Origin of the sequence: Sutcliffiella horikoshii (assembly GCF_044809035.1) — a bacterium.
Classification (GTDB): domain Bacteria; phylum Bacillota; class Bacilli; order Bacillales; family Bacillaceae_I; genus Sutcliffiella_A; species Sutcliffiella_A horikoshii_G.
The window spans coordinates 2,331,799-2,355,755 of record NZ_CP085237.1 but is presented as its reverse complement, the minus strand read 5'-3'; the positions used below and the strand labels follow the sequence as shown (position 1 = coordinate 2,355,755).

The 23,957-nt window shown below is 37.9% G+C and carries 23 protein-coding genes and 1 other annotated feature; of the genes, 12 read left to right on the top strand and 11 right to left on the bottom strand.

Annotation, left to right across the window (positions count from 1 at the left end; translation table 11 throughout):
* Both LG307_RS12205 and LG307_RS12200 read left to right on the top strand, forming a co-directional pair.
* Complete coding sequence (locus LG307_RS12205; protein ID WP_404442193.1) at positions 1–1,806, top strand: VWA domain-containing protein; 1,806 nt, start codon at positions 1–3, stop codon at positions 1,804–1,806.
* Positions 1,790–4,555, top strand: coding sequence for a VWA domain-containing protein (locus LG307_RS12200; RefSeq protein ID WP_404442190.1), 2,766 nt, complete (start codon positions 1,790–1,792; stop codon positions 4,553–4,555). Before LG307_RS12205 ends, LG307_RS12200 begins: the two co-directional genes overlap by 17 nt.
* 22 nt (positions 4,556–4,577) lie before the next feature.
* Here the strand turns inward: LG307_RS12200 and LG307_RS12195 are convergent, their stop codons facing one another.
* Positions 4,578–5,849, bottom strand: a complete 1,272-nt coding sequence (locus LG307_RS12195; protein ID WP_404442187.1) for an MFS transporter — start codon at positions 5,847–5,849, stop codon at positions 4,578–4,580.
* Positions 5,850–5,980: 131 nt separating this feature from the next.
* Here LG307_RS12195 and LG307_RS12190 point away from each other — a divergent pair, with 131 nt between their 5' ends.
* Complete coding sequence (locus tag LG307_RS12190) at positions 5,981–6,562, top strand: SCO family protein (RefSeq protein WP_404442185.1); 582 nt, start codon at positions 5,981–5,983, stop codon at positions 6,560–6,562.
* A 27-nt stretch (positions 6,563–6,589) separates the two neighbouring features.
* Here the strand turns inward: LG307_RS12190 and LG307_RS12185 are convergent, their stop codons facing one another.
* Entirely contained in the window at positions 6,590–6,733 is a 144-nt protein-coding gene (locus LG307_RS12185) for a hypothetical protein (protein WP_404442183.1), read from the bottom strand.
* A gap of 117 nt (positions 6,734–6,850) precedes the next feature.
* Between LG307_RS12185 and LG307_RS12180 the strand changes: the two genes are divergently transcribed.
* From LG307_RS12180 to LG307_RS12165, 4 genes are all read left to right on the top strand, one after another.
* On the top strand, positions 6,851–7,753 hold the full coding sequence (locus LG307_RS12180) for an SGNH/GDSL hydrolase family protein (protein WP_404442180.1): 903 nt from the start codon (positions 6,851–6,853) through the stop codon (positions 7,751–7,753).
* 11 nt (positions 7,754–7,764) lie between these two features.
* Positions 7,765–8,352 (top strand): YpmS family protein, encoded by a 588-nt coding sequence (locus LG307_RS12175; protein ID WP_404442177.1) that lies wholly within the window; start codon positions 7,765–7,767, stop codon positions 8,350–8,352.
* Positions 8,353–8,835: 483 nt separating this feature from the next.
* Complete coding sequence (locus LG307_RS12170) at positions 8,836–8,928, top strand: YjcZ family sporulation protein (protein ID WP_010193868.1); 93 nt, start codon at positions 8,836–8,838, stop codon at positions 8,926–8,928.
* 44 nt (positions 8,929–8,972) lie between these two features.
* Positions 8,973–9,101, top strand: a complete 129-nt coding sequence (locus LG307_RS12165; protein ID WP_010193870.1) for a YjcZ family sporulation protein — start codon at positions 8,973–8,975, stop codon at positions 9,099–9,101.
* A gap of 49 nt (positions 9,102–9,150) precedes the next feature.
* Here LG307_RS12165 and LG307_RS12160 read toward each other — a convergent pair whose 3' ends face one another.
* From LG307_RS12160 to LG307_RS12135, 6 genes are all read right to left on the bottom strand, one after another.
* Positions 9,151–9,891, bottom strand: a complete 741-nt coding sequence (locus LG307_RS12160; RefSeq protein ID WP_404442174.1) for a DUF4397 domain-containing protein — start codon at positions 9,889–9,891, stop codon at positions 9,151–9,153.
* Between the two features lie 114 nt (positions 9,892–10,005).
* Positions 10,006–10,254 carry a DNA alkylation repair protein gene (locus LG307_RS12155; protein WP_404442171.1) on the bottom strand — a complete coding sequence of 83 codons (249 nt, stop codon included), beginning with the start codon at positions 10,252–10,254 and terminating at the stop codon, positions 10,006–10,008.
* A 100-nt stretch (positions 10,255–10,354) separates the two neighbouring features.
* Positions 10,355–11,803 carry a carbon starvation protein A gene (locus LG307_RS12150; protein ID WP_404442169.1) on the bottom strand — a complete coding sequence of 483 codons (1,449 nt, stop codon included), beginning with the start codon at positions 11,801–11,803 and terminating at the stop codon, positions 10,355–10,357.
* A gap of 122 nt (positions 11,804–11,925) precedes the next feature.
* Positions 11,926–12,654: a LytR/AlgR family response regulator transcription factor gene (locus LG307_RS12145; RefSeq protein WP_404442166.1), complete on the bottom strand. Its 729-nt coding sequence runs from the start codon at positions 12,652–12,654 to the stop codon at positions 11,926–11,928.
* Complete coding sequence (locus LG307_RS12140; RefSeq protein WP_404442164.1) at positions 12,647–14,407, bottom strand: LytS/YhcK type 5TM receptor domain-containing protein; 1,761 nt, start codon at positions 14,405–14,407, stop codon at positions 12,647–12,649. The genes LG307_RS12145 and LG307_RS12140 overlap by 8 nt, the downstream gene beginning before the upstream one ends.
* A 119-nt stretch (positions 14,408–14,526) precedes the next feature.
* Positions 14,527–14,850 carry a MerR family transcriptional regulator gene (locus LG307_RS12135; protein ID WP_063560791.1) on the bottom strand — a complete coding sequence of 108 codons (324 nt, stop codon included), beginning with the start codon at positions 14,848–14,850 and terminating at the stop codon, positions 14,527–14,529.
* A gap of 189 nt (positions 14,851–15,039) precedes the next feature.
* Between LG307_RS12135 and LG307_RS12130 the strand changes: the two genes are divergently transcribed.
* Both LG307_RS12130 and LG307_RS12125 read left to right on the top strand, forming a co-directional pair.
* The gene (locus LG307_RS12130; protein ID WP_404442161.1) at positions 15,040–15,201 is read left to right on the top strand and encodes a Fur-regulated basic protein FbpA; all 162 of its coding nucleotides are present in this window, start codon (positions 15,040–15,042) and stop codon (positions 15,199–15,201) included.
* A gap of 2 nt (positions 15,202–15,203) precedes the next feature.
* A complete protein-coding gene (locus LG307_RS12125) occupies positions 15,204–15,353 on the top strand; it encodes a hypothetical protein (RefSeq protein WP_404442158.1) in 150 nt (49 codons plus the stop codon).
* Positions 15,354–15,384: 31 nt separating this feature from the next.
* Here the strand turns inward: LG307_RS12125 and LG307_RS12120 are convergent, their stop codons facing one another.
* Both LG307_RS12120 and LG307_RS12115 read right to left on the bottom strand, forming a co-directional pair.
* Positions 15,385–16,230 carry a protein-glutamine gamma-glutamyltransferase gene (locus LG307_RS12120; RefSeq protein ID WP_404442157.1) on the bottom strand — a complete coding sequence of 282 codons (846 nt, stop codon included), beginning with the start codon at positions 16,228–16,230 and terminating at the stop codon, positions 15,385–15,387.
* Positions 16,231–16,359: 129 nt separating this feature from the next.
* Positions 16,360–17,286, bottom strand: a complete 927-nt coding sequence (locus LG307_RS12115) for a CobW family GTP-binding protein (RefSeq protein ID WP_404442154.1) — start codon at positions 17,284–17,286, stop codon at positions 16,360–16,362.
* 138 nt (positions 17,287–17,424) lie between these two features.
* Here LG307_RS12115 and msrA point away from each other — a divergent pair, with 138 nt between their 5' ends.
* Entirely contained in the window at positions 17,425–18,378 is a 954-nt protein-coding gene (gene msrA, locus LG307_RS12110; RefSeq protein ID WP_404442152.1) for a peptide-methionine (S)-S-oxide reductase MsrA, read from the top strand.
* 1,220 nt (positions 18,379–19,598) lie between these two features.
* Positions 19,599–19,814: a binding site (T-box leader), on the top strand.
* 54 nt (positions 19,815–19,868) lie between these two features.
* On the top strand, positions 19,869–21,209 hold the full coding sequence (locus tag LG307_RS12105; protein ID WP_404442149.1) for a sodium-dependent transporter: 1,341 nt from the start codon (positions 19,869–19,871) through the stop codon (positions 21,207–21,209).
* Positions 21,210–21,869: 660 nt separating this feature from the next.
* Here the strand turns inward: LG307_RS12105 and LG307_RS12100 are convergent.
* Positions 21,870–23,057, bottom strand: a complete 1,188-nt coding sequence (locus tag LG307_RS12100; RefSeq protein ID WP_404450443.1) for a YhgE/Pip domain-containing protein — start codon at positions 23,055–23,057, stop codon at positions 21,870–21,872.
* A 272-nt stretch (positions 23,058–23,329) separates the two neighbouring features.
* Between LG307_RS12100 and LG307_RS12095 the strand changes: the two genes are divergently transcribed.
* Positions 23,330–23,941: a TetR/AcrR family transcriptional regulator gene (locus LG307_RS12095; RefSeq protein WP_404442147.1), complete on the top strand. Its 612-nt coding sequence runs from the start codon at positions 23,330–23,332 to the stop codon at positions 23,939–23,941.
* Positions 23,942–23,957: the final 16 nt, after the last annotated feature.

The following is a 23,957-nucleotide window of genomic DNA, read 5'->3' as shown; positions in this document are numbered from 1 at the left end:
ATGGGTTTTACAGCACCAATATATTTTTTGTTCAGTGCATTTTTACTATTAGTTATCTTGATGTATTTCTTTCGAAAACAGTATGAAAAAAAAGCAATTCCTTCTGTCTTATTGTGGCAGGAGTGGATGAACGAATTTGAAGCACAAGCATGGTGGAGAAAGCTGCAGCACCATCTGCTATTATACCTTCAGCTATTAGCTCTGTTGTTTCTTATTTTCACTTTGGCACAGCCCTACTTTGAGAAAGATGGCATAGAGGGAGACCATATCATTTTCATTGTGGATACATCCGCATCCATGACAGCACTCGAAGGGGAAAAATCCCGTCTGGATTTGGCCAAGGAGAAAATGGTGCAAACACTTGATAAAGTGGATCAGCAAGAAATGACTGTAATAGTGGCTAAAGAGACTCCTGAAATTCTAATAGAGAGATCACAGTCGCAAAAAGAAATAGCGGAACTGGTGGAAAAGTTAGGACCTTCATACGCTTCAGCAAACTTAATAGATTCCATCAATATGGCTAAAAGTCTTTTAGGGGAAGATAACGGGAACATACAACTTTTATCCGACAACTTTTCCAAAGAAGAATCCTTGGAGCTTCACCAGAACACAACCTTTTTTGCACATAATTTAGGTGATTCCCACCAGAACTTAGCAGTGGAAGCATTTGGGGTAACCATGCGTGAAAGCAAAGTAGTTGGAGTAGTTACCGTAAAAAATGAAGGAAACGATTCGAAGGAGCTAAACTTATCAATATTTAATGAGGAGGAGGAAGTCTTACAACAAGTTTCTGAGGCGGTGGAAGGTAACAAAGTGAAGACTATTTTTCTTGAAGAACTGCCACCTGCAACATTGTATAAAGCTGTCGTGAGCGGAGATGAGCAATATAGGTTAGACAATGAACAATTCGCTTTCCTCGGGCAGCAACAGGACCCTACAGTCTACGTTCATAAAGAAATACATCCATTTGCAAGAAAGGCCGTTGAGGTTGCAAGCACCAATGTCATCCATCTTTCTTCAGATTCAGCGGAAGAAAATAAATTTGATGGTGTTCACCTCATAAAAGGCATTCCTAGAAGCGACTGGCCGTCTGGTCCTAAGCTAGTTTTCCTATCAGGAGAAGATGGGGAAAAAGAAATGGAACTCTCAGGTGAAGTTTCGGGAAGTATGGCAGACCCGCTGATGCAATCAGTGGAAATGGAAAAAGTTTATGTGGAAAAGGCCTTTACTGCAGAAGAATTTTCCTCATTAGATGTAGTTGCAAGGCGCGGAGAAACGCCTTTGATTCTTTCGGGAACATACGAAGGACATCCAATAATTGTGGTAACATTTGAGCTTGGCTCGAGTGATTGGCCGCTCCATCCGGGTTTCCCTTTGTTCATGTTCCATTCTATTCAGGAATTAACACAGAACAGGGGAATGTTGGGGTATTTTTATCCTGGTCAGACGATGGATTATTTTCCAGCTTCTGATGTAAAAAAAGCGGAAATCCTCGACAGCGATGATAAGGTGGTCTTATCTTACTTAACTTTCGAACAGCCCATTGCCCTACCACTAACACCCGGCTTGTATACGCTTAAAGAGACAAAGGACCAAAAAGAGGAATCCAGGATTTTTACTATTATGTTAGAAGATGCAGAAAAGTCGATTCAGACAGAAGAGAGCTTTACCGTTTCCGCAGTTTCCTCTGTCGATCAAGGAGAGGAGACAACAACCAGTAATAACATTTCTTATTTGTTTTTAATGCTTGCTCTTGTCGTACTTTTGGTAGAATGGGAGGTTTACAGACGTGGAATTTCAAATTGAACACCCTCTCATGCTTTTATTTATTATCCCGGTACTAATCAGTCTTGTTTTGTTCTGGCGTCAAAAGAAAAAGAAGCGAAAAAAGGAGTATGTCATCATCTCCTTGCGTAGCATCATCTATTTGTTACTTATACTTGGGCTATGTATGCCATCTTTTCTTTCCTCTGTAAAAGGAACACACACGGTATTTCTTGTAGATCAGTCCGATAGTGTAAAAAGAATGGAAGGGGAAATCCTTTCCTCCATTAATGAGGCGATTAAGCAAAAGAAAGAAGAGGATAGTTATAGCATTGTTACATTTTCAGAAAAGCCAAAACTTGAACGATCCTTTACCGATCAACAAGAGACGATTCAACAGCTTTCTGTAAATGACAGTTCTCAGTTTACGAATCTAGAAGACGCGATGGAATTTGCTGCAAATTACATCCCGGAAGATCGTAAAGGCCGAATAGTTTTAATGACTGATGGTGTGGAAACAAACGGGAACAGTGCCAGACAATCCACCTTTTATTCAGGCAGAAATATAGAAATGGATGCAATGGCTTTCCAATCACCGTATGTGGAAGATGTGTCGCTTCAATCCTTTCACACGCCACAATCAAGCTTTGAAGGGGAAGCAGTGCCTTTCCAGATCGGGTTAGTGGCCAATGTGGACACAACAGCCACGTTGCATATTACCCAGAATAATGAAACCATTATAAAAGAAGAGATTGTAGTGGCTAAGGGATCTAATAATTATTCCTACGCCATTCCATTAACAGATCCCGGACTATATACATTTAAAGCGGAAATTTTTCCAGTAGCTGATAAAATTGTAGAAAACAATATATCACACTCTTTAACACAGGTTTCTGGGCAACCTAAAGTGCTTATGGTAGACCAAGAGGGTGAGGGAGATAATGTTTTCCGTGCTTTAGATGCAAGTGGATGGAATATAGATCGCATTCATCCAAGCCTTTTACCTACGACACTAAGCGGTTTCCTGGCTTATGAAAGTATTATTTTTCATAATGTATCTGGTCACCTCTTAAGTGGCAATCAGATGGAGCTCATTGAAACAGCCGTCAGGGATTTTGGTGTAGGCTTCACGATGACTGGAGGCAATGAATCCTATGGGCTTGGTGGATATTTTCAAACCCCGATAGAGAAGATTCTTCCTGTGGATATGGATGTAAAAGGTAAAAAGGAGATTCCTTCACTTGGTTTGATCATTGTACTGGACCGTTCAGGAAGTATGATGGGAGAAAAATTTGATTTAGCGAAAGAAGCTGCAGCACGTTCTGTGGAACTGTTAAAAGAAGAGGACACATTTGGCTTTATTGCCTTTGATACAGAGCCTTGGACAGTAGTAGAAACAGAACCGATCAAGGATAAAGAAGGGGTAATTGAATCCATTCGTTCGACAGCGTTGGGTGGTGGAACAGATATTTTCCCAGCCCTTAACCAGGCTTATGAGCAATTGAATGAGATGGACCTTAAACGAAAGCATATTATTTTATTAACGGATGGTCAATCAAATGATGGTCCTTATGAAGAAATTATCGAAGAGGGTTTAACCAATAATGTAACATTATCCACAGTAGCGATCGGTGGAGATGCAGATACTTCCTTGTTAGAAGAGCTTGCTGAGATAGGGACAGGAAGATTTTACGAAGTATATGAAGCAAGCGCAGTGCCAAGTATCCTCTCAAGAGAAACCGCCCTTACTACCAAAACATATATTGAAGACAATCCACATGTACCGACTGTATATGCAGGTTATGATTGGTCGAAAAGGTTTGAAACCGGGACACCGTTTCTTAATACTTATATTGCGACTACTCTCAAGTCCAGGGCTGAACAGATCATATCAAGTGAAAAAGAGGATCCCATCCTTGCTCGAATGAATTACGGCCTTGGGAGAACCATCGCTTGGACCTCGGATGTTTCGGGATCTTGGAGTGGAGGTTTTCCATCATGGGAAAAATGGACGGCTTTTTGGAACGAGATGATGACGTGGTCTTTGCCATCTTATGAGCAAGGAGCTTATGACATCACTACCTCTGTTGATGGAGGCAGAGCTTCAGTGAAAGTGGAAGCGATAGAGGATATATTGACTCCCGTTTCTATATCTGTATCAAACAATAAGGGGCAGATTATAGAGGACGCTAAAAGTAAAATGGTGGGTCCTGGCCAGTACGAAGTGGAATTTTCAGCCATACCCGATATTTACTTCCTCAATATTACACAAGAAGTAGAAGGGGAAACGGTCTCAACTTTTACTAGCGGAATGGTAGTACCTTTTTCCACAGAATTTGAACAAAGGCCGGTAAATTTGGAGTTGCTTGAAAGTATTACTGGTAATCAAAATGGTATGGTATTGGAAGACCCCAAAGATGTCTTCCGTCCTTATCATAAAAATGTTTACCAATCTCAAACAGTGTGGTTACCATTTATCATTCTTGCTTTTTTCTTATTCATTATAGAAATCTTTATTAGAAGGTTTGGCTTGATATCACTTGCCATCTGGAATAAAGGTAAGGTGAAAAAGGAAAAAGATAAATCACAGAGAAAATGGACAGCACCTGTAGTTAAAAGAAATAAAGCTCCACTTAAAACTAGTCAGATTTCTAAAAGGGAAGAGCCGAAAGTCGAAGAAATAAAAGACTTTAAACCACGAAAAGAAACGGAACAAATGCCTAAAGAAACAAAAGCTACCGAAGATCGTATGAATCAGCTGCTAAAAGCAAAGAACAGGAAACGTAGATAGATGAGAGAGGTTGACATAAAAGTCAGCCTCTTTGTTTATTTCTTTGAAACGGTAAGTGGAATAACGTAAACCAGTTGAGGATGTCATGAGCCGAGACGCTTCTATTTTTCTTGTCTAAATAGAAGAAGCATAGAATGGCTTGAAAAAGACAGAGTAAAGAAGATAATATGAAAATAGTGGAAATGGAGAAATCCATAAAATAGCCAAATACAATTGGGCCCAGAGCAATTCCAACAAATCTGACCGACCCGTACAGAGCCGTTACAAATCCTCTTGCTTCTTTTTTTACAGAATTAGTGATGATGGCATTCATGCATGGAAGAACAACACCAATGGATGTGCTAATAAGGGATATGAATAAAATGGTCCACCAGAGGCTGTCATAAAGCAATATCCCCAGTAGAAAACCGCTCAGTAGCAAAAAATTCACCATGAGAATTCGGTTTATGTAGTTGCTGAACTTTCCAATTATATTCCCTGTAAGGAAGGAGGAAAGGGTCAAAAATAGAAGAGGAAAGGAAAGGATGACCCCATTAAGGAAACCATGTGTTTCAAAAGTATTTTCCAAAACATCAGAAGAATAAAAAAGAAGACCAAACAGCAAGAAAAGACAAAGAGCACCAGCGCTGTAGCTTGTTAACAAATAAAACTTGTTTTCTCTCATAACTCCTGCTAAGTGTTGGACATAATTGTTAAAAACCATTTTATCAGAAGAAGACTTTTCCTTTTTTACAAACAGAAAAAACATAATAAACAAAATCCCACATGCCAGCGGGAAGGCGAAAAAAACATAATGCCACATAAATAATGCTATAAATGCCCCTAACAATGGCGAAAGAACTTTTCCTAAACTGTTGGTTGTCTCCATGAGACTTAATACTTTCAACTGTTTGTTTCCTGCAAACAAGTCCGCCACGATTGCCATTGCAATTGGCGCTGTCCCGGCAGACCCAATTCCTTGAAGAACACGCCCAGTGATAATCCCCTCGAAAGAATAGGACCCTTCCATGACAGATGCTATACCTGAGACAAAACCGCCAATTCCGTAAAGTAAAAGGGATGCAAGGATAATATCCTTCCGGGAAAATCTATCAGATAGATAGCCAACGAACGGGATGGTTATGGCGCCTGCAATGGAAAATATGGACAAAATGAGACCTGCTTGTACTTGTGTAAGTTGTAGGTCATGGCGAATTTCAGGCAGAACGGGAATAAGCATGGAGTTTCCAAGTACAAGAATAATGGATGTTGACGTGAGGGAAATGATGCTAAATGTCTCAGACTCTCTCTGCATTCCTTTTACTCCTTCCCAACAAATATGTTTTTTTTATGAATTTCACTTTGAGTTCCTTTTATCTTCCTCTAATAAATGATACGATTTGAATAGAAAATGGAAAATAAAAATGAAATAAGGTGAAGCACTTGTTGAAAAATTCAAGAATATTGCTGATTGGACTTTGCGCGATCATCTTGGCAGCTTGCAGTGGCAATTCAGATATACCTGATAAAACCGATTGGGCACTAGGAGATTTCAACTACATAAATCAGAATAATGAAGAGGTTGGACTTGAAAACCTAAAAGGTAAAATTACGGTAGCTAATATGGTATTTACCAACTGTACAACTGTATGTTCACCAATGACTGCCAATATGGCGAGATTGCAACGTATGGCGGATGAAGAGAACTTAGATGTACAATTTCTATCCTTCTCTGTTGACCCGGAAGTGGACACTCCAGAAGTGCTTAAAGACTTTGGTGAAAACTTTCAGGCAGACTTTTCTTCATGGCATTTCCTAACAGGCTATACTCAAAAAGAAATCGAGGAATTTGGTCGTGAAAACTTCAAAACCATTGTGGCTAAACCAAAGAATGGCGGCGAAGTTGTCCACGGCACCAGTTTCTATCTAATTAATCAAGAAGGGACCATCATTAAAAGTTATGACGGCTTGGATGTCCCATACGAAGAAATAATGGAACATATAGAAATATTGCAAAACCAAGGTTAACGATAATCCCATTTGGATCACTCTTTCTTATTTAGAGTGATCCTTTTGATTAATATTCATATCTTCTTCTCTGCTTGCATTCACTCCATCAGTCACTATTACATGGAGCTCTTTAGAAAAAAGCTCTTTTGAAACCTCTTCATTACAGGCAAGAATTTCTTTTTCCTTCATATTAATTGTCCTCCATAACATTTACTTTTGAAAAATACCCTAGAGTATGTTATAAAAAGGTACTGTCTTATAATGTAAGAAACAGAATAATCCTTAACAAAATAAGGAGAATGCCTCATGGTGAAATTTTGGAAAATAGGCTTGCTGGGCCTTATAATAATTAGTATGGTTAGTTGTTCTGCAGAAAATTCTTCAAGCTATGTTTTGGAAAAAGCGAAAGAGCGAAGAGAAAGCCAAAGTGAAAGAAAGCTTTTCAAAGATTTCTTCAAGGAAGAGCCTGTGGAGAACCAGAACAAAATAATGAATATTGAAGAAAAAGAGGAAGTAACGGAAGATTTTTTTGACCGGTCATTTAAATTGGTCTTTTTCGGTGATTCTTTGACGCAAGGTGTTGGTGACGAGTCCAACCAGGGAGGTTTTTCTTCCATTGTCAAACAACATTATGAAGACAAACCATATATCGATAACGTCAGCGTCACTAACCTTGGAGTAAGAGGAAACCGCACGAACCATCTCTTAAAGAGACTGGAAGATCCAGAAGTGCAAGAGGCTCTTGCAGAAGCGGATGTAATCTTCATGACTGTCGGAGGAAACGATTTAATGAAGGTAATCCGAGAAAATTTTCTCGATTTAACCTTTTCACTGTTTGATAAAGAACAAGAATTATATGCTAAAAGATTGGACAGTGTCCTTAGTGAGGTAAGAAAACACAACGATTCCAGCAGGATTTATTTAGTGGGGTTATTTAATCCTTTTTATCAATTTTTTCAAGAAATAGAGGAAATGAATGAGGTAGTAACTAATTGGAATGCTACCACCATTTCTGTTCTTGATGAATATCCTAATACAGCATATGTCCCCATTCAGGACATTTTCATTGATCCAGAAGAGAACTTACTTGATGATGATCAGTTTCATCCTAATCAAAAAGGGTATCAACTAATAGGTGATAATATCGTAGATGAAATTAAACGATTCAATGAAGACAGTTCAATGGAAGAGTTATTAGATGAAGAGTAGTGGAGAGGATTATGGTGAAGAAAGTAATAAACTGGAAAACGGCCTTTATAAGCTTGCTGGTGGTAAATATATTAATTGCCGGAGTAGCCATTTTTTTGGTGTTGCTACCGAAGCATTCAAAATTTTATTTATCAGGCAGGGATGATGATAGAAAAAGGGTTGCATTTACCATACAATCTGATAAAGAAGACCTAAACGAACTTATCCGTTATTATTTGGAGAAAGAAACCAAACGGCCATTGAACTATGAGGTAGCTTTAACAGACAGGGTAGAGCTTAGGGGAGAAATGACCGTGTTTGAAAGAGACATACCCCTGACGATGACGTTTATTCCGGAAGTTCAGGAAAACGGTGATGTGGTATTGAAACAAGATTCGATGTCAATTGGAAGATTGCAAGTGCCTGTATCGATGGTATTAAAGTATGTAGGAGACAATTACCCTTTACCCCCGTGGGTTAAGATTATTCCTAACGAACAAAGTATCTATGTAGCCCTACAGGAACTGGAGCTGCAAAGTGATACAAAAGTGGAATTCACAAAATTTGATATCGAACGCAATGACATAGAATTCAAACTGCTAGTCCCAGTCGAGGACTAATATCTCAAAGAGCATGGTGAAAAATCACCATGCTCTTTAAAATTTGCTTTGCAAAACAGTTGATTTCATTTAAATGAAGGGTTATAAAAAGCAATCTTACTGTGTTAACTGAATAAGCAATAACGTATTGGTTATGTGATTTTCAGCTGTGGTTTGGAGCAAATGGCGTAGACTCCAGCGGGGGAGTAACGGTAGGTTGAGACCCCTGAAGCGTTGTGAGGAGGCTCAAGGCACCGTCCCGTGGAAAGCGAAGCCATTTGCGGAAAGGAACAGCGTAAATTCACAAAACCTAATATTTTCTAGTTTAAATTGACCGGGCGGTGTCTGCCCGGTATTTATTTTTTATAAAATTTAATTGATACTACACCGCCAAAGGGCTTAGTAAAAAAATTCACCCAATTTTTTTGGAACTGGGCATATGCCTTTACCATTACGCCCCGCTTGAATACATTATGTATTAGGAAAGAGGGGGAGGTGTAGAGCATGGGTGGTTCTGGTTATGGATCAGGATTCGCATTAATAGTTGTTCTGTTTATCTTATTGGTGATTGTTGGTGCGGGAGTCCTCCACTATTAATAACTAATGTTCGATAAGTACCTTTTGTAGAGGAGGTGACAGCTATGAGTTGGTGTGGTTGCGGTTACGGTCAAGTAGCAGGAGCAGGATACGGCGGTGGTTACGGAAGCTCTTTCGTGTTAATCGTTGTATTGTTTATTCTTTTAATCATCGTTGGTGCTGCTTGGTGCTAATGAAATAAAAAATGGTGCTCAATCACAAGTTGATTGAGCATTTTACATGTTAAGGCACTAAAAAAATAGCTTCCAAGGTAGGAGAGCCTTTTACGAGACCAACGGCAACGACGGTATAAGCAACATCCGGCTTTAGACTTACTCTGTTAAGGGGCAAGACAATATCCTTTGTACCGGTTAGTCTGATTTCAAGATCCACCGTCATAGGTGTAAGCCCAAGATAATCAGAAATTCCGGTATAGGGAATATCAGAAAAAACCACATCGCCTTTTTTGACGGCCAAATCAACAGAAACAGCATCCGGTGATAGGTGCAAAAAGCGCATTTTGGATTCACTTTGAGGCACAGACGAATCATCTTCAACAGGTATTAGTTGTAATTTATCCTTCATTCCTGCAATTGCAATGGTATAGGATTTACCGGGAGTTGCCTCAAGAGTACCGGCAGCTAGCTTTCTTCCACTTTGAAATACTTCTAATTGATTGTTTGTTGGCTGAATGGTTATATAACTGCTGCTATTTGTATAACGGAGATCTCTCCATTCCGGGCTATTGTTTACCTTTATATCTACCGGCATCAGTCCAGGAGATGCATGCAGGACCCGGAGGTGAGCTTTATCGCTTGAAGGCTGTGTTCTTTGATCGCCTGATTGAGTATTTTGCACCCATTTCTTCAAATGATATACATGCATATTATAGCAATAGATATGTTTTTGCTGATCCAGATATTTGTAATAATCAGCAAGCAATTGATATTGTCCAGCGAGGAAGTAATTCTCGTCATGCCCCATATTTACATACAACCTCCATTTATTTCGGATGCTAAATGGATATGCAATAAAAAGTGAAATATTAACACTAATCATGCTTACATAGAAAAAAGGATAACAGGCATGTTAAGCCCATTATCCTTTTTGGTATTCTGCGTGTTTGATAAAAGTGATTTCTTCATCTACATTGCCGCATGTGGCACATTGAATTTTTTGAGAAGGTCCCTTATAGGGGATATGAAAAGGATCCATATTGCCTGAAGTATATTCCTCTACAACCTCACCTGATTGGGGATTCAATTTCACGGACTTTGCCACTTGTTCAATAATATTGAAACGTGAGCGGTTAGTCTTACAATTTGGACATAAATAAGGGGATGTCATTGTAAATCCGCCTCCTTTGTTATTACTTTTTCCGAAGTGAAAACATTTATGCAAAAATTAAAGAAAAAACGGTCCTACAAAAGTAGAACCGTTTGTGAAACTATGCTGCTTTATTTGAGATATCTGTTGCATCTAGTTCGAAATCTGTCTTCCTTACTGCAATGGCTTTTACATAGAACAACCCGATAACAATGATAGTAAACATAGCAGCACCGATATAGGACGCTTCAATCGGTAAACGGAATCCAATTGGAGCATTTAAAATATAGGTAGTCGTTGCCATCGTCATAAAAATTGCTGGTATCATCGCAATATAATACTGTTTTCTAGCAATGAATAGATACATTGCGCCGACCCATAATGCGATCACAGCAGTTGATTGATTTGCCCAAGAGAAATATCTCCAGAGTAATTCAAAATCAATTTTTGTCAGTACAAACGAAATGACAAACAAAGGAGCGGCAATCCAGATACGGCTTAAAAATTTCTTTTGAGAAATATTGAAGTAATCGGCAATAATCATACGAGCACTTCGGAAAGCAGTATCTCCAGATGTTATCGGAAGGATAATGACACCGATGACCGCCATTGTACCACCAATAGCACCAAGCATGGTAATAGAAACCTCACTAACAACTGCACCAGGTCCACCATTGGCTAAGATTTCGCTCAAACCTGCCGACCCGTTGAATAAACTCATTCCTGCTGCAGCCCAGATCATGGCGATGATACCTTCTGCAATCATCATGCCATAGAAAATTCTGCGACCTTGCTTTTCATTTTGAGTAGTTCTAGAAATTATAGGAGTTTGCGTTGCATGGAAACCTGATAGTGCTCCACATGAAATTGTTAAAAACAATAATGGGAAGATAGGCACATTATCTGGGTGCATATTTGTAAAACTTAATTCAGGAATAGGAGCTCCAGTTACAACTAACGATATTCCCACACCCAACGCACTTATCAGTAATAGTGCTCCGAAAATAGGATATAATCGACCGATCACTTTATCAATTGGTAACATCGTTGCAAAGATATAATAAACAAAGATAACTAAAATGATGACACTAAGTGTAATGCTTCCATCAGCTAAAGTATGAATCAATCCAGCAGGAGCCGTTACGAAAACGGTTCCAACTAAAAGTAAAAGCAAGATAGCGAATGCATTGACAGTATGTTTCATGAATTTGCCAAGGAATTTCCCTGCTAGTTCAGGTAAATGGGCACCACGATTTCGAATGGAAATCATCCCTGTCAGATAATCATGAACAGCCCCTGCAAAAATACAACCCAAAACGATCCATAAAAATGCCACAGGTCCATATAAAGCACCTAAAATCGGTCCGAAAATGGGACCAACACCTGCTATATTAAGCAATTGAATCAATGAATTTTTATTCTGGCCTAGAGGGAGATAATCAACACCATCTTGATTGGAATAAGCGGGTGTTTCTCTAGCATCTTTTATACCGAATACTTTTTCTACAAATCTACCGTAAATGAAATAACCTACTATTAATAAGACAATACCTGTTAAGAATGTATACAAAATGAAGACCCCTTTCTCTTTATGGAGTATCATCATTATAAATGAAAAGGCTTTCATATGGTGGTAGAGCGGCTAAGATGTGTAAAAACATAAATAACATGTCAGTATCGGCTACTGACATGTTATAGTTCAAGTTTTTTTCTTAATGCTTTTACATAGTTGCGGCTTACAGAGAGCTTTTCGGGGCTGCCGGTTAGTTCTAGCATATATGCACCATTGAACCAAGGAGTCAGCTTTGTTATATTATTCAAATTCACAAGATAGCTCTTATGTATCCGAAAGAAAGGGTAGTCTTGCAATCTTTCCTCCAAGTCCTTCAAAGCTAGCTTTGACTCGAAATTGCGAGTGTTTGTATGGATTCTTGAAATTCGTTCGTCTCTGCTAATATAAAGGATATCAAAGGGGTCTATATAATAAATTTCATTTTCATGTTCCACTGCAAGTTTTGAAGAACCTGGTTGTGGAGAAGCTTCCTTTTCTGGAGTTAAATGTTTGATAAGCCGACACACGGTTTGGGACAATTGGTCCTCATCGAAAGGCTTTAGTAAATAATCAACCGCTTCATGGCGGAAAGCGTCCACCGCAAAGTTGGGAAAGGCGGTGGCAAAAACAATAAGAGGTGATTTTTTTAATTCTTTTAAATGCTTAGCAACATCCAAGCCGTTCATTTTAGGCATTTCGATATCTAAAAAAACGACATCTGGTTGATGCTGCATACAGAGTAAAAGAGCTTCTTCACCTGTTGCTGCTTCTCCTATCACTTGCAGACAATCATGCTCTTGTAATAAATGTTTTAATTCATCCCGGCTGTAGGGTTCATCATCCACTATGATCGTTTTAATATTATCCATATGTTTTATCATCCTTATTTAATTTTTTGGCAATGGAAAATGAGACTGTAGTGCCAAGGCTTGCTTCACTATGAAAATGTAATCTTGCTTGATTGCCAAACATCATTATAAGTCTTTTATTAATATTGTAAAGGCCAACGCCAGTACCAGTAGGAGAAGACACTTGATCCCGGCCAAGCTCCCTTATCCGGTCTCTTGTCATGCCTATTCCATTGTCGCTTATGGAGATGAAAATATCAGAATCGCGTTCTGTTATTTCGATGATTAATTGAGCATTTTCCTCCCTATCTTTAAGCCCATGTTTCACCCCATTTTCAACAATTGGCTGTAAGGACAGAGGGGGAACAAGATAAGAAAGCGCAGATTCATCAACATGATAGGTGACTGTTAAACGGTCGGAAAACCGTGCTTCCTCAACAGAAAGGTATGCTTGTACATGTTTTAGTTCCTCTTGGACGGTTGTCCATTTTGCAGTGGTTGCCGTCAGATTTTGCCGAAAAAAATGCGAAAGAGAAATCAGTAGTTTTCTTGCTTTTTTCGGATCTGTGCGTATTAAAGAAACAATGACATTCAGTGAGTTAAATAGAAAATGGGGGCTGATTTGAGCTTGAAGAGCTTTAATTTCAGCTTCTTTCACTAGCTTGGATGCATTTTCAGCTTCTGAGATTTCCAACTGATGGCTCATCAGAGAGCTGAGACCTGTAATTAACTGGATAACCACATTGTCTATTTCTTTATCTGAAGAAAAGTAAAATTTAAGTGTGCCAACTGTTTCTTCTCTCTTTTTTAATGGAGCGATAACTACAGCTCCGAGTGGACAAGAGGGATCTTGACACTGTATGTCATTTTTTCCTGCTACCAACAAATTTCCGTATTTCAGTACTTGCTTTGTGCTGTGAGTCTGAATGGGAGAGAGTGGTTTATGGTGATTATCCCCAAGACCGACATGTGCTAGAATCTTTTCCATATCTGTAATGGATACAGCACTGGCATTTACTTCCCGATAAATAATTTTGCACGTTTCTTCCGCAGATTCTAGTGATAATCCTTTTCTAAGGTGCGTCAACGTATTCTCTGCTAACGACAAAGCTTTTTGAGCTTGTACTGCCCCGACTTTTTCCTCTTCGTTAATTACAGATAAGATAATGAGGAAAAAGAGAGCAGACCCAACTCCATTAGCTAAAATCATAGGAAGTCCTATACTTTCAACAAGGGCGAGTGCCTTAGAGAATGGTTGTGAACTAAGCAGGATAATGCCCATTTGAATGGATTCTGCTAGTGCACCAGTTAGAAGAGCTACAGAAACACTAATTCTCTTTCCCTTATACTTGCTTCGGATATAACCTGCCAAGAGGCCTGCTACTATAGCAGAAAAGCCGCATGAAAAAGCAGTGAATCCACCAAGACTCATTCGGTGTATACCTGCTATCAACCCGGCACCAATTCCCACTTTATATCCGCCTAGTAGACCTGCCATCACTATCCCAATCACACGGGAGTTGGCAATTGCCTCAGAGTCGTTCAATTCCGTTATCCAACGGTTGAAGCCTAATGTTTCCGTACTAAAAGCGAGACCTGTATATGTACCGATAATTCCGAAAAACCCAAAAAATAGAATAGCGTATGCTTGCTGTTTTCTATCTATTTGCTGCCGATTGACTAACTGTCTAAAAAAAGAGAGCCTAGTCATGATAAAGGCAACGGTTACAATGATTCCAAGTCGCTCTAACATGGTTAATAATAATTCAAACATACTTCACGCTCCACATAAATCCTAATGTGCTAATGGTAGCATAACCAAATACTCCCGTTAAGATTAAATTCAAATGCGGAAAAAAAGCATGATGCCCTCCTTCAAGGAGAAGATCATGCTTAGCTTCTGTTTTGTTTGAAATGCGCTTGAATTTGCCCTTTTAACATTTGTTTCTTCCAATTTTCATTTTCTTTTTCTTTCTTTTTCCACTCTCTACGTATCTCATGAGTCTGCACGCCTTCTTCCATTTGGTTGGCGATTTCCATCAGCCGTTCTACATCAGAGAAGGAATACTTGCGAATGCCAGAACCTGATCTTGCAGGGAAAATCAACTTTCTTTCCTCATAATATCTAATCTGTCTTTCAGATAAACCTGTAAGGTCACGTACCGTGCCGATTGAAATGACTTTTCTCTCTTTCAAAGATGGATCCTCTTGTGTCATAGCCATTCACATCCTATTCTAGAGCTCTTTTAATCATTATATTACATTTCTTTATGTAATTCCTGTGCGTATGTTAGAAAACCTTACAATTAAATGTAGTGGTTTTGAATTTCAATGTGAAAACTTCTAACAAAAATAAGGTATCTATCCTGTTTGTTTATTAAACTAACGTAAAGAGAGGTGAGTGGAATGGCAACAATTTTAAAAAAGGCTATAAGCGATGCAAAAGAGTATTATATTACCAAACTTGTTAATGCGGGGTTTTTCATGAATCATAGTGTTCTTTCCACCTACACATTAAGTGAATTGAAAAAGGAATATACGAATTTAATTGAAAAAGGGAGGAGATAAACTTGCAGGAGTATCACAATGCTGATTCATTTAAACTTGCTTACGATATTATTAAACTAGACAGCCGACGAGATCAGATATGGGAGGAGCTTCTTAAAAAAGAAGGCAATCGTGCTTTGGAAATCTTAAGGCTTGTTCAAAATTCTAAATGAAAAAGGCTGGCTCCTATGTGGGAGCCGGCCTTTATTGATTAGGAAGGTAAGAACGATACAAGTAGAACAAATACCGATCAAGGGAAATAGAATTCTTACGATGGATAATGACTGGATGTTGATGTTTAGTTCGTCTGTTTGGAGAGGAGAATAACTTTGCCAAATGTGTAAAAGATGGACGGGCAACATAATCACTCAAATAAGCAGGCTTAGTTGCATCTGGTTTTCTCGTTCCATTCAAAAACTCAATGATATACGCTGCATCTTTTAGTCCGAGTCCGTGCCCAAAATACAAGTCGTCATCCATTACCACAGCATTTTCCCCTCTCCACCAATAGGTCAATGGATTGAAATCAGGGTTTTTAAAGTAGACAACATCACCAGGAATTGTATAGAAGGTATAGACGGACTGCATCACAAGATCGGAATCAAAATGCCAGCTGTATAGTAATAAGTCTTGAAAGTATTCATTAAAAAGTTTAGGGCCGATTGTATTTAATATCGCGTGATAATAAAGGATAAGTATGGCTGTTGCGCACTCATACGCATAAAATTGACTATTTTCAAGAATATCAGTTATGGCATCTGATGGATTGACATCTTCCCGTATTAAAAAGCCGCCAGTCTCCGTTATATTCCAATAAGCAGGGTTGCCTTGTGAACCGGCAAACGTTTCAAAGCGTGCTTCACCCTGTGCCATTAATGCGGCACTTGCGACAATATTGTTCCGTAAAGCAATCTCAAATCTTAATTCCTCCATAGAATCATAAGAATATACCTCTTGATCATTAAGTAGGCGTTGAAAGATGGTCTTTTCGAGCCCTTCTAAATTAGACAGAGTACTTTCTGTAATTGATTCTCCGTTTATGACAATCATGACATCCCTCTTTTCACAAAAACAGTTTAATTCTCACTACTAATCAACATATTCAAGTTGATGGCATTCATGAATGAATAAAAATGAAAAGTGCTGTGCAAATCATGAGGATTTGCACAGCACTTTCGGTTATTGCTTGTTATTCTCTAAAGTTAGTAATTGTTTTGTTAATAACTCTACATCCAAGTCTTCTCCAATAATGACAAGATTTAATGGGACTTTAACCAACTCTTTCAAATACAGTGGAGTGCCGTAAGAATATTGAAACAAATAAATACTGTTTGAATGCTCGAAAGAAAGATACCCTTTAATTCGGTAAACATAGTCAGGTAGATTTCTGAGCCAGTCTTCAAACTCATCTAAGTCTATTTTAGAGGAGAATTGATACACAAACGTCTTCAAATGTAGGGAATCCTTCACATGTGCACTAGAATGACTTCCTTTTTCTAACTGCTTCGTTCTCTTCCAGCTGTTTTCAGGAATCTTAGCATAGGTGGTTAGAAGGGTGGAAGCATGAGGATTTATGGATTGCAATTCAAACAAAATGCTAGAAACTTCTGCTTCACTAACTAAATCCGTCTTGTTCAAGATAAGCATGTCGGCATGCTTCACTTGTTCTCTTATCAACTGTTTTACTTGAATAGATAAGCTGTCTCGATCTTTCCAACGTAAAACATCTAAAAGGGTGATAATGCGAGCTTCAGAAAACTTGTTTGCAAATATAGGAGAAAGAACCGTGTCAAGCACCTCTATTGGATGCGCCGCACCTGTCGTCTCTATATAAATGGCATCCAAATCTTTATCAAGTAAAAGCCCCTGCATAGTAGATTCCAATTTCTCTTGTATCGTACAACATATACAGCCATCAAATAATTCAGACAGTGGGGTTTCATCCGGTATGGAATCGGAGTCGATGGAGACCTTGCCAAGTTCGTTCATTACCACCGCCACTTTTCTATTTTCCGCTTGTTCCTGGTGCAACATTTGAGTCAAAAGGGTAGTCTTCCCACTCCCAAGAAACCCTGCTAATATATAAACTTCAACTTTTTTACTCATTAATGGAACCTCCTGAAATATGTACCCCTCATTTTACCATACCTATTATCTTTCTGTAATATGAGCATTCCATTAGGAATTCCTCTATGATATTGCTATAATTCACGTAAATATATTTTACAAAAAGGTGGGTACTTTATGATAAACAGTTTAGAGAAAGCAACATTTGCAGGTGGTTGCTTCTGGTGCATGGTTAAACCTTTTGACGAACAGGATGGAATAGAAGAAGTAGTTTCGGGTTACACAGGTGGACATAAAGAAAACCCTACCTATAAAGAGGTATGTTCGGAGACGACAGGCCATTATGAAGCGGTACAAATTACGTTCAACCCTGAAATATTCCCGTATGAAAAATTACTAGACGTTTTTTGGAGCCAAATCGATCCAACAGATGCAGGCGGACAATTCCATGACCGTGGGGATTCCTATCGTACTGCCATCTTTTATCACTCAGAGGAGCAAAGGCAGCTTGCTGAAAAATCAAAACACTCCCTAAATGAAAGTGGAAGATTCAAAGATCCAATCGTTACACAAATACTTCCTGCTAAACCGTTTTATGCAGCGGAAGAGTATCATCAAGATTATTACAAGAAAAATCCTTTCCGCTATAAGATGTATCAAGCAGGATCAGGGAGGGCGGCATTTATTAAAGAGAATTGGAAAAAAGAAAACGGCGAAGACTTAAAACAAAAGCTAACACCTATGCAGTATGAGGTCACTCAAAATAACGGTACAGAACCTCCTTTCAAAAATGAGTTCTGGAATCATACTGAAGAAGGAATTTATGTAGACATCGTGTCAGGAGAACCGCTATTTTCTTCCCTTGATAAATATGATGCCGGTTGCGGATGGCCAAGCTTTACAAAGCCGATAAACAAAGAACAAATCAAAGAAGAGATGGATGTTAGTCACAGAAGGGTACGGACTGAGGTTAGAAGTAAAGAGGGAGATTCCCATCTTGGTCACGTTTTCGAGGACGGCCCTGTAGACAAAGGCGGATTAAGATACTGCATCAACTCCGCTGCCCTACGATTTATCCCAATAAGCCAACTTGAACAAGAGGGCTATGGAGAATATAAGAAATTATTTTAATAAGGAATGAACGGAGTGTACAAAGCACTCCGTTTTTCTTTGAAATAGAAAGTATAATATACCGTTGATTTCCGTTCCAGGCGCTTCGCTTGCCTGCGAGCGTCTTCGCGCCTTCCCCTCCAATCACTAGGGTATATCATTCTCCAAATGATAAAGTTTATATATAATTTTTGATTAGTAAACCAGAAGACTACAAAATGATACATTAAAAATGTAGATATCAATCTTCGACAATCGGGCCAAGATTGTTAAGTAACTCCTTGTATTTAGCGAAGATTTATTGGAATAATTCACTACCAACATTAATAAATAAGCGATCCGTCCATTACCCATTAATAACCATCTTCTACTTTATACTTATCAATGTATTCTTGTTCAGACATAGTTTCTATGATCTGGTTTGGCTCTATTTTTACTTTTGGGTGTACATAAGAAAATAGTTCATATACTCCATATCTCAAAATATAGAGAGATTTTTGAATCAACCATCTTTTTACTTTTATTTCAATTACTTCATTTGGTAAATAATCTAGATTGTCTTTCGTAATTCCGTAATAACTATCCTCATATTCAACCTCAAATGTCCAATATTTATAATAATTAAGGGGTTGCTTAAATTTAATAATAAAATGTTCTTTATTTTTTTGTTTAACCCAATGACTCTCAATTGTAGCATCTTATATAAATCGAGTTAAATCAAGAAGTATTTCGGGTCTATCTCTAGTATACCCACCATAAGAAACTACATTTGAATGGCATAAAAATCCGTTGATTTGGAAATCTCCGAAAAATTTACGGATTACACGGTTTCTATACTTTTCTGCATCGGTCAAGGAAAAACCATCAGTTTCCTCGCAAATATCTAGTTTGTTACCCTTATATAAAATGTATTTCTTTTTTACTTAAATAATCCTTTATTGGTGTTTCTTGTGATACTGCATCTTGTAGATTAATGAGTTAAATCAAATATCAATTTAAGCACCTCCAAAATAGATTTTACTAAATAAAAATAGTTTCTCATACAAAAATATACAAAAGGGTCTTGCAATTAATTCATTTTTTATTGAACAGACAGTTAATACCTATTTAATTAAAAAGCGCTATCCCAGAACAAGGTTTAGCGCTATTGATAGGGGACTTTTAAATTTTTAAAATTTCTCATTGACTATCTTAAGGCTTCCATACTATAATCACACTTAATACTTTTAAAAGCATATAGAAATGAAGCTATGAAGAGAATCTATTAAGTCTTATCTCCCTGTTGTAGAGAGCCGGCGTTTGGTGAAAGTCCGGTACAAAGGTAAGAGGAATTTCAATCTTGGAGCTTTACTTTGCCTGCGTAAATTGGCAAAGCGGTGTTTAGCCGTTATATTTAGAGTGGAAAGTCGCATGCTTTCAAGAAGGGTGGTACCGCGTGAATTGATCACGTCCCTTCGGAAAACGTGCGGCTTTTTTGTGTTATAGTTTTTTAATTTGGGGAGGAATTAGTGATGAAGCAAGAGGAGCAATGGTCATCGAAGTTGGGATTTGTATTGGCGTCTGCCGGGTCTGCAATTGGACTTGGGGCGATCTGGAAGCTGCCGTATGTAACCGGTATGAGCGGTGGAGGGGCATTTATTCTATTATTTCTACTTTTTTCCGTGTTGATTGGTTTTCCCCTTTTGCTCGGTGAATTTATCATTGGAAGAAGCACAGGGAAAGAAGCGGTTTCTGCCTACAAGAAAATTGCGCCAGGCTCGAAATGGCACTGGATCGGGTATCTTGGCGTGTTTACCTGCTTTATCCTGTTGTCGTTTTACAGCGTGATTGGCGGCTGGATTGTCCAATACTTGTTTTATGGGGTAACGGGAATGATAGGTCAGTTTGCCGGCGGTTATGAAGGGCTATTTACGGCAACGGTATCCAATCCAATCGCGGCAGTTGCTGCACAGGCTGCATTTTTACTCTTGACCATTCTAGTGGTGGCAAAAGGGGTGCAAAACGGCATCGAGAAAATGAATAAAATCATGATGCCTGCGTTGTTTATTTTATTCATCGTGTTGATTGTTCGCTCGCTTTCCCTCGACAATGCGATGGATGGTGTCTCGTTCTTTTTATATCCTGATTTTTCAAACATTACGGCCGAAAGCGTACTGTTTGCGATGGGACAGTCATTCTTTTCCTTAAGTGTAGGGGTATCCGTCATGGTTACCTATAGCTCCTACTTATCAAAAAAAGAGAGCCTAGTGCAGCCGGCTGTTTCGGTTGTCGGTGTGAATCTGTTCATCTCCATTCTTGCAGGTCTCGCCATTTTCCCGGCTGTTTTCTCCTTGGGGTTTGAACCGGCGGAAGGACCTGGCTTGTTGTTTATCGTATTGCCTTCAGTGTTTGACCAGATCATGTTCGGTAAAGTGTTCCTATTCCTATTTCTGGCTCTATTTCTTTTTGCTACCCTTACTTCTGCATTTTCGATGCTGGAAATTGTCGTGGCGGCACTGACAAAGAACAAAGGAGGCTCTCGAGGTAAAGCGGCCTGGTTGACCGGGCTTGGAATCTTCCTAGTCGGCATTCCCTCAGCCTTGTCCTATAGTGTATTAGGGGACGTTACCATCTTTGGGAAAACGATATTCGACAGCGCTGATTTCCTGGTCAGCAACATCCTGATGCCTGTAGGCGCATTACTCATTTCTATTTTCGTTTCCTATAAAATGAAAAAGGACATACTTAGAAGTGAGGTTATCCAAGGATCAAAAGGATTAAATGGCTTATTTTCGGTTTGGTTTTTGTTGATGAGGTATGTGGTGCCTGTTGTGATTGTGGTAGTGTTTTTGAATGTGGTGGGCGTGATTTAAATACAAGGATTAACGCTTATTTTGGATAGAGGACTTAGTAAATAGGCTTAAATGCATTGTCCTGTTCCAGAAAGGAGATTGTATATTTAAAAACAATTTATACAGGAAAAGACCTTTGGGAATACCAAAACACAAAGAAAAATTGTTCAAAGAGGCACAACAAAAATACTAAAAACCATCTTTGAAAATGCAATAATATAAAAAAATTGATCTCTTTTAAAATTAAATGAAATCGACTCTTTAGTTGATATTTATTAGGAAAAACAAGAATTTAAGAAAAGACTCCCTTTTCAAGTATTTGTAAGATTGATTTAAAACTTTCTATGATAACCTTTTTACAGTTGAACAGTGAAATGAGTGATTTGAAGGTATCTTAGTAAATAACATTTTAGCACCCAACAACTTTGTAGTTTGTAATAAAGATTGATAAAAATCTTGCTGGTTTCATTTGTGGCAGGATTTTTTCTTATTCAATTAAAGGGCCAGATTGTTTAGTAAAGATTTGCAAAAAAAATGAAAATCTATGTTAAAGCACAAAAGGCATAGTGAAGAAATATACTTAAACAAACGGTGCTACAGTAGAATAAGGTACACCGTATAAAGAAAGTATAGAGACAAACAAAAAGCAGCCAGAACAGCTGCTTTTTGAATTACCAAATCTTATGCATTCGAGTGAGATTTTTCTTCGTGTACTGAATTAAGTTTTAAAGTAGAAGCAAGTATTATTAGAATACTCACTAATCCAATCCAAACAAGGGTAGATACAGGAGAATTCCAAGATAATCCTTTTCCAAAGAAGAACATTTCACGTAATCCTTCTACCATAAATCGCATTGGCAACCAAGAATATACCCAATCTCTATGAAATGAAGACATCATTTCCGGAGCCATTGCAAGTAATGGTGCACCAAAGAAAAGCATTAAGATAAAGATAGGCATACCTCTAAGTCCCAATAGAGAAAGTACAGCTGAAATCATTAGGAAAAAACTAAAGGAAGTAATTGATAAAAATAACGCTATATCTATGAATTCTGGAATGTGTAATCCTAGCATTCCATCTGCCAGCCAAGTTAACCCAAATCCAGCAAGAAGACTAACAATTGCTCCCATTAGGACTTGAACTATCTTTACAACAAAGTTCTCTTTGTGATTAGAAATCGATAATTTACTAACAGCGATAAAGATAATAGCGGCACCCACTAGACTAGCCATCCATAGTGGCTGGAATAAGGAAACAGGTGCATTACCGTTTGCGCTATTTGTACCAATTTCATTAACATTAGTGACCTTTTTTGTAATAGGAGTTGCAAGACTTGCAGCTTGTTTTGCTGTTAATGTTGCTCCATTCTTTTCAAGTTCATCTAGTAGCTGTGTCCGAACATTGTTGTTCATATTGTCAACTATTTCATTCAACATTTGTCCTGCCATTGTTGAAGCCATAGTATTCATACCTTGATTAATGAAAATTTCAACCTCAGGAGAAGAAGGGGTTGGAGTTCTTAAAGAAGCCTGTTTAGCACTAAAATCTTTTGGAATTATTATTGCTGCGTAATATTCTCCATTACCTAATCCTTTATGTACTCCTTCTGTGCTTTTTACTTCAACCCATTTAACGGCAGGGGTTTTATCTGTAGCTATTTTTGAATTTTTGTGTATCATTTCAACGATTGTTTGACCCATAATAATTTTTGGTTGATTAGGAATTTGCACTCCTTGATCTTCGTTAACAATCGCTATCGGCAAATTTTTAGGTTGGGGTTGGACAGAAGGAAAAAGTGTTAGTGAAAAAATAAATATGACTACCAAAGCTATGAATGGTGATAACAACACCAGTTTGTTTTTTAAAATATTCATTAGTTTCAAAATCCCCTTTTAGTAAAAAAGTAAAAAGACTAAACTTGGTAATATTGTTTGGAATTTGTTTTTATAAAATCCATGTGGTATCCCCCTTATTATTCTAAGTTAAAATAATGAACACCAAGTTGACTATTGTTACATAGAAAGATTACAATGAATCTTAAATAAGCTCAATAATCAATAAAAACGAATGTGTTCATTAATAATCAACTTAAAACTTACTCTTCATTAAGAACGATTACTTTATAAAGGAAGAAATAAAAATGGCTCAATCACTAAGAGAAATAAAAGTAGCAAAAACGAAGGAATTATTAAGAAATACCTTTGTAGACTTACTCGAAGAAAAAGGGTTTGATGCTATTTCAGTAAGAGATATAACGTCAAAGGCTGGATTAAACAGAGGTACATTTTATCTTCATTATCTTGATAAATATGACTTAATGGAGAAAAATCAAAATGAATTATTGAAAGGACTACATGGAAAAATAAAGCAATTAAAACCATGCGAATTTGATAAATATTATTCAAAAGAGATGATTTATCCGCCAATTGTTCAACTCTTTTGTTATTTAATGGAAAACAAACGCTTCATTAAAATTCTGATTAGTTCAAATGGTGATCCAGCTTTTCCTAAAAAAATGAAGGAATATATGAAAGAATCTTTTTATGAAAAATTAAATGTTATTGAAAAACAACATATTATTGATATACCACATCAATATATTACATCATTTATTTCATCTGCATTTTTTGGTCTAATTGAGCAATGGTTAGAAAAAGATGAACAAAACACACCAGAGGAAATGGCATTAATGCACATGAAAATGTTGAATTTCATGAAACAATTAATTAGACAAAATAACTCTAAACTATAATCCTAATGTAACTAAA

Bases quoted from the DNA above. Each gene is read 5' to 3' on its own strand.
- LG307_RS12205 (WP_404442193.1), top strand. From the start codon at position 1: ATGGGTTTTACAGCACCAATATATTTTTTGTTCAGTGCATTTTTACTA.
- LG307_RS12195 (WP_404442187.1), bottom strand. From the start codon at position 5,849: ATGCAGAGAGAGTCTGAGACATTTAGCATCATTTCCCTCACGTCAACA.
- LG307_RS12185 (WP_404442183.1), bottom strand. From the start codon at position 6,733: ATGAAGGAAAAAGAAATTCTTGCCTGTAATGAAGAGGTTTCAAAAGAG.
- LG307_RS12180 (WP_404442180.1), top strand. From the start codon at position 6,851: ATGGTGAAATTTTGGAAAATAGGCTTGCTGGGCCTTATAATAATTAGT.
- LG307_RS12175 (WP_404442177.1), top strand. From the start codon at position 7,765: ATGGTGAAGAAAGTAATAAACTGGAAAACGGCCTTTATAAGCTTGCTG.
- LG307_RS12170 (WP_010193868.1), top strand. From the start codon at position 8,836: ATGGGTGGTTCTGGTTATGGATCAGGATTCGCATTAATAGTTGTTCTG.
- LG307_RS12165 (WP_010193870.1), top strand. From the start codon at position 8,973: ATGAGTTGGTGTGGTTGCGGTTACGGTCAAGTAGCAGGAGCAGGATAC.
- LG307_RS12160 (WP_404442174.1), bottom strand. From the start codon at position 9,891: ATGGGGCATGACGAGAATTACTTCCTCGCTGGACAATATCAATTGCTT.
- LG307_RS12155 (WP_404442171.1), bottom strand. From the start codon at position 10,254: ATGACATCCCCTTATTTATGTCCAAATTGTAAGACTAACCGCTCACGT.
- LG307_RS12145 (WP_404442166.1), bottom strand. From the start codon at position 12,654: ATGGATAATATTAAAACGATCATAGTGGATGATGAACCCTACAGCCGG.
- LG307_RS12140 (WP_404442164.1), bottom strand. From the start codon at position 14,407: ATGTTTGAATTATTATTAACCATGTTAGAGCGACTTGGAATCATTGTA.
- LG307_RS12135 (WP_063560791.1), bottom strand. From the start codon at position 14,850: ATGACACAAGAGGATCCATCTTTGAAAGAGAGAAAAGTCATTTCAATC.
- LG307_RS12130 (WP_404442161.1), top strand. From the start codon at position 15,040: ATGGCAACAATTTTAAAAAAGGCTATAAGCGATGCAAAAGAGTATTAT.
- LG307_RS12120 (WP_404442157.1), bottom strand. From the start codon at position 16,230: ATGATTGTCATAAACGGAGAATCAATTACAGAAAGTACTCTGTCTAAT.
- LG307_RS12115 (WP_404442154.1), bottom strand. From the start codon at position 17,286: ATGAGTAAAAAAGTTGAAGTTTATATATTAGCAGGGTTTCTTGGGAGT.
- msrA (WP_404442152.1), top strand. From the start codon at position 17,425: ATGATAAACAGTTTAGAGAAAGCAACATTTGCAGGTGGTTGCTTCTGG.
- LG307_RS12105 (WP_404442149.1), top strand. From the start codon at position 19,869: ATGAAGCAAGAGGAGCAATGGTCATCGAAGTTGGGATTTGTATTGGCG.
- LG307_RS12095 (WP_404442147.1), top strand. From the start codon at position 23,330: ATGGCTCAATCACTAAGAGAAATAAAAGTAGCAAAAACGAAGGAATTA.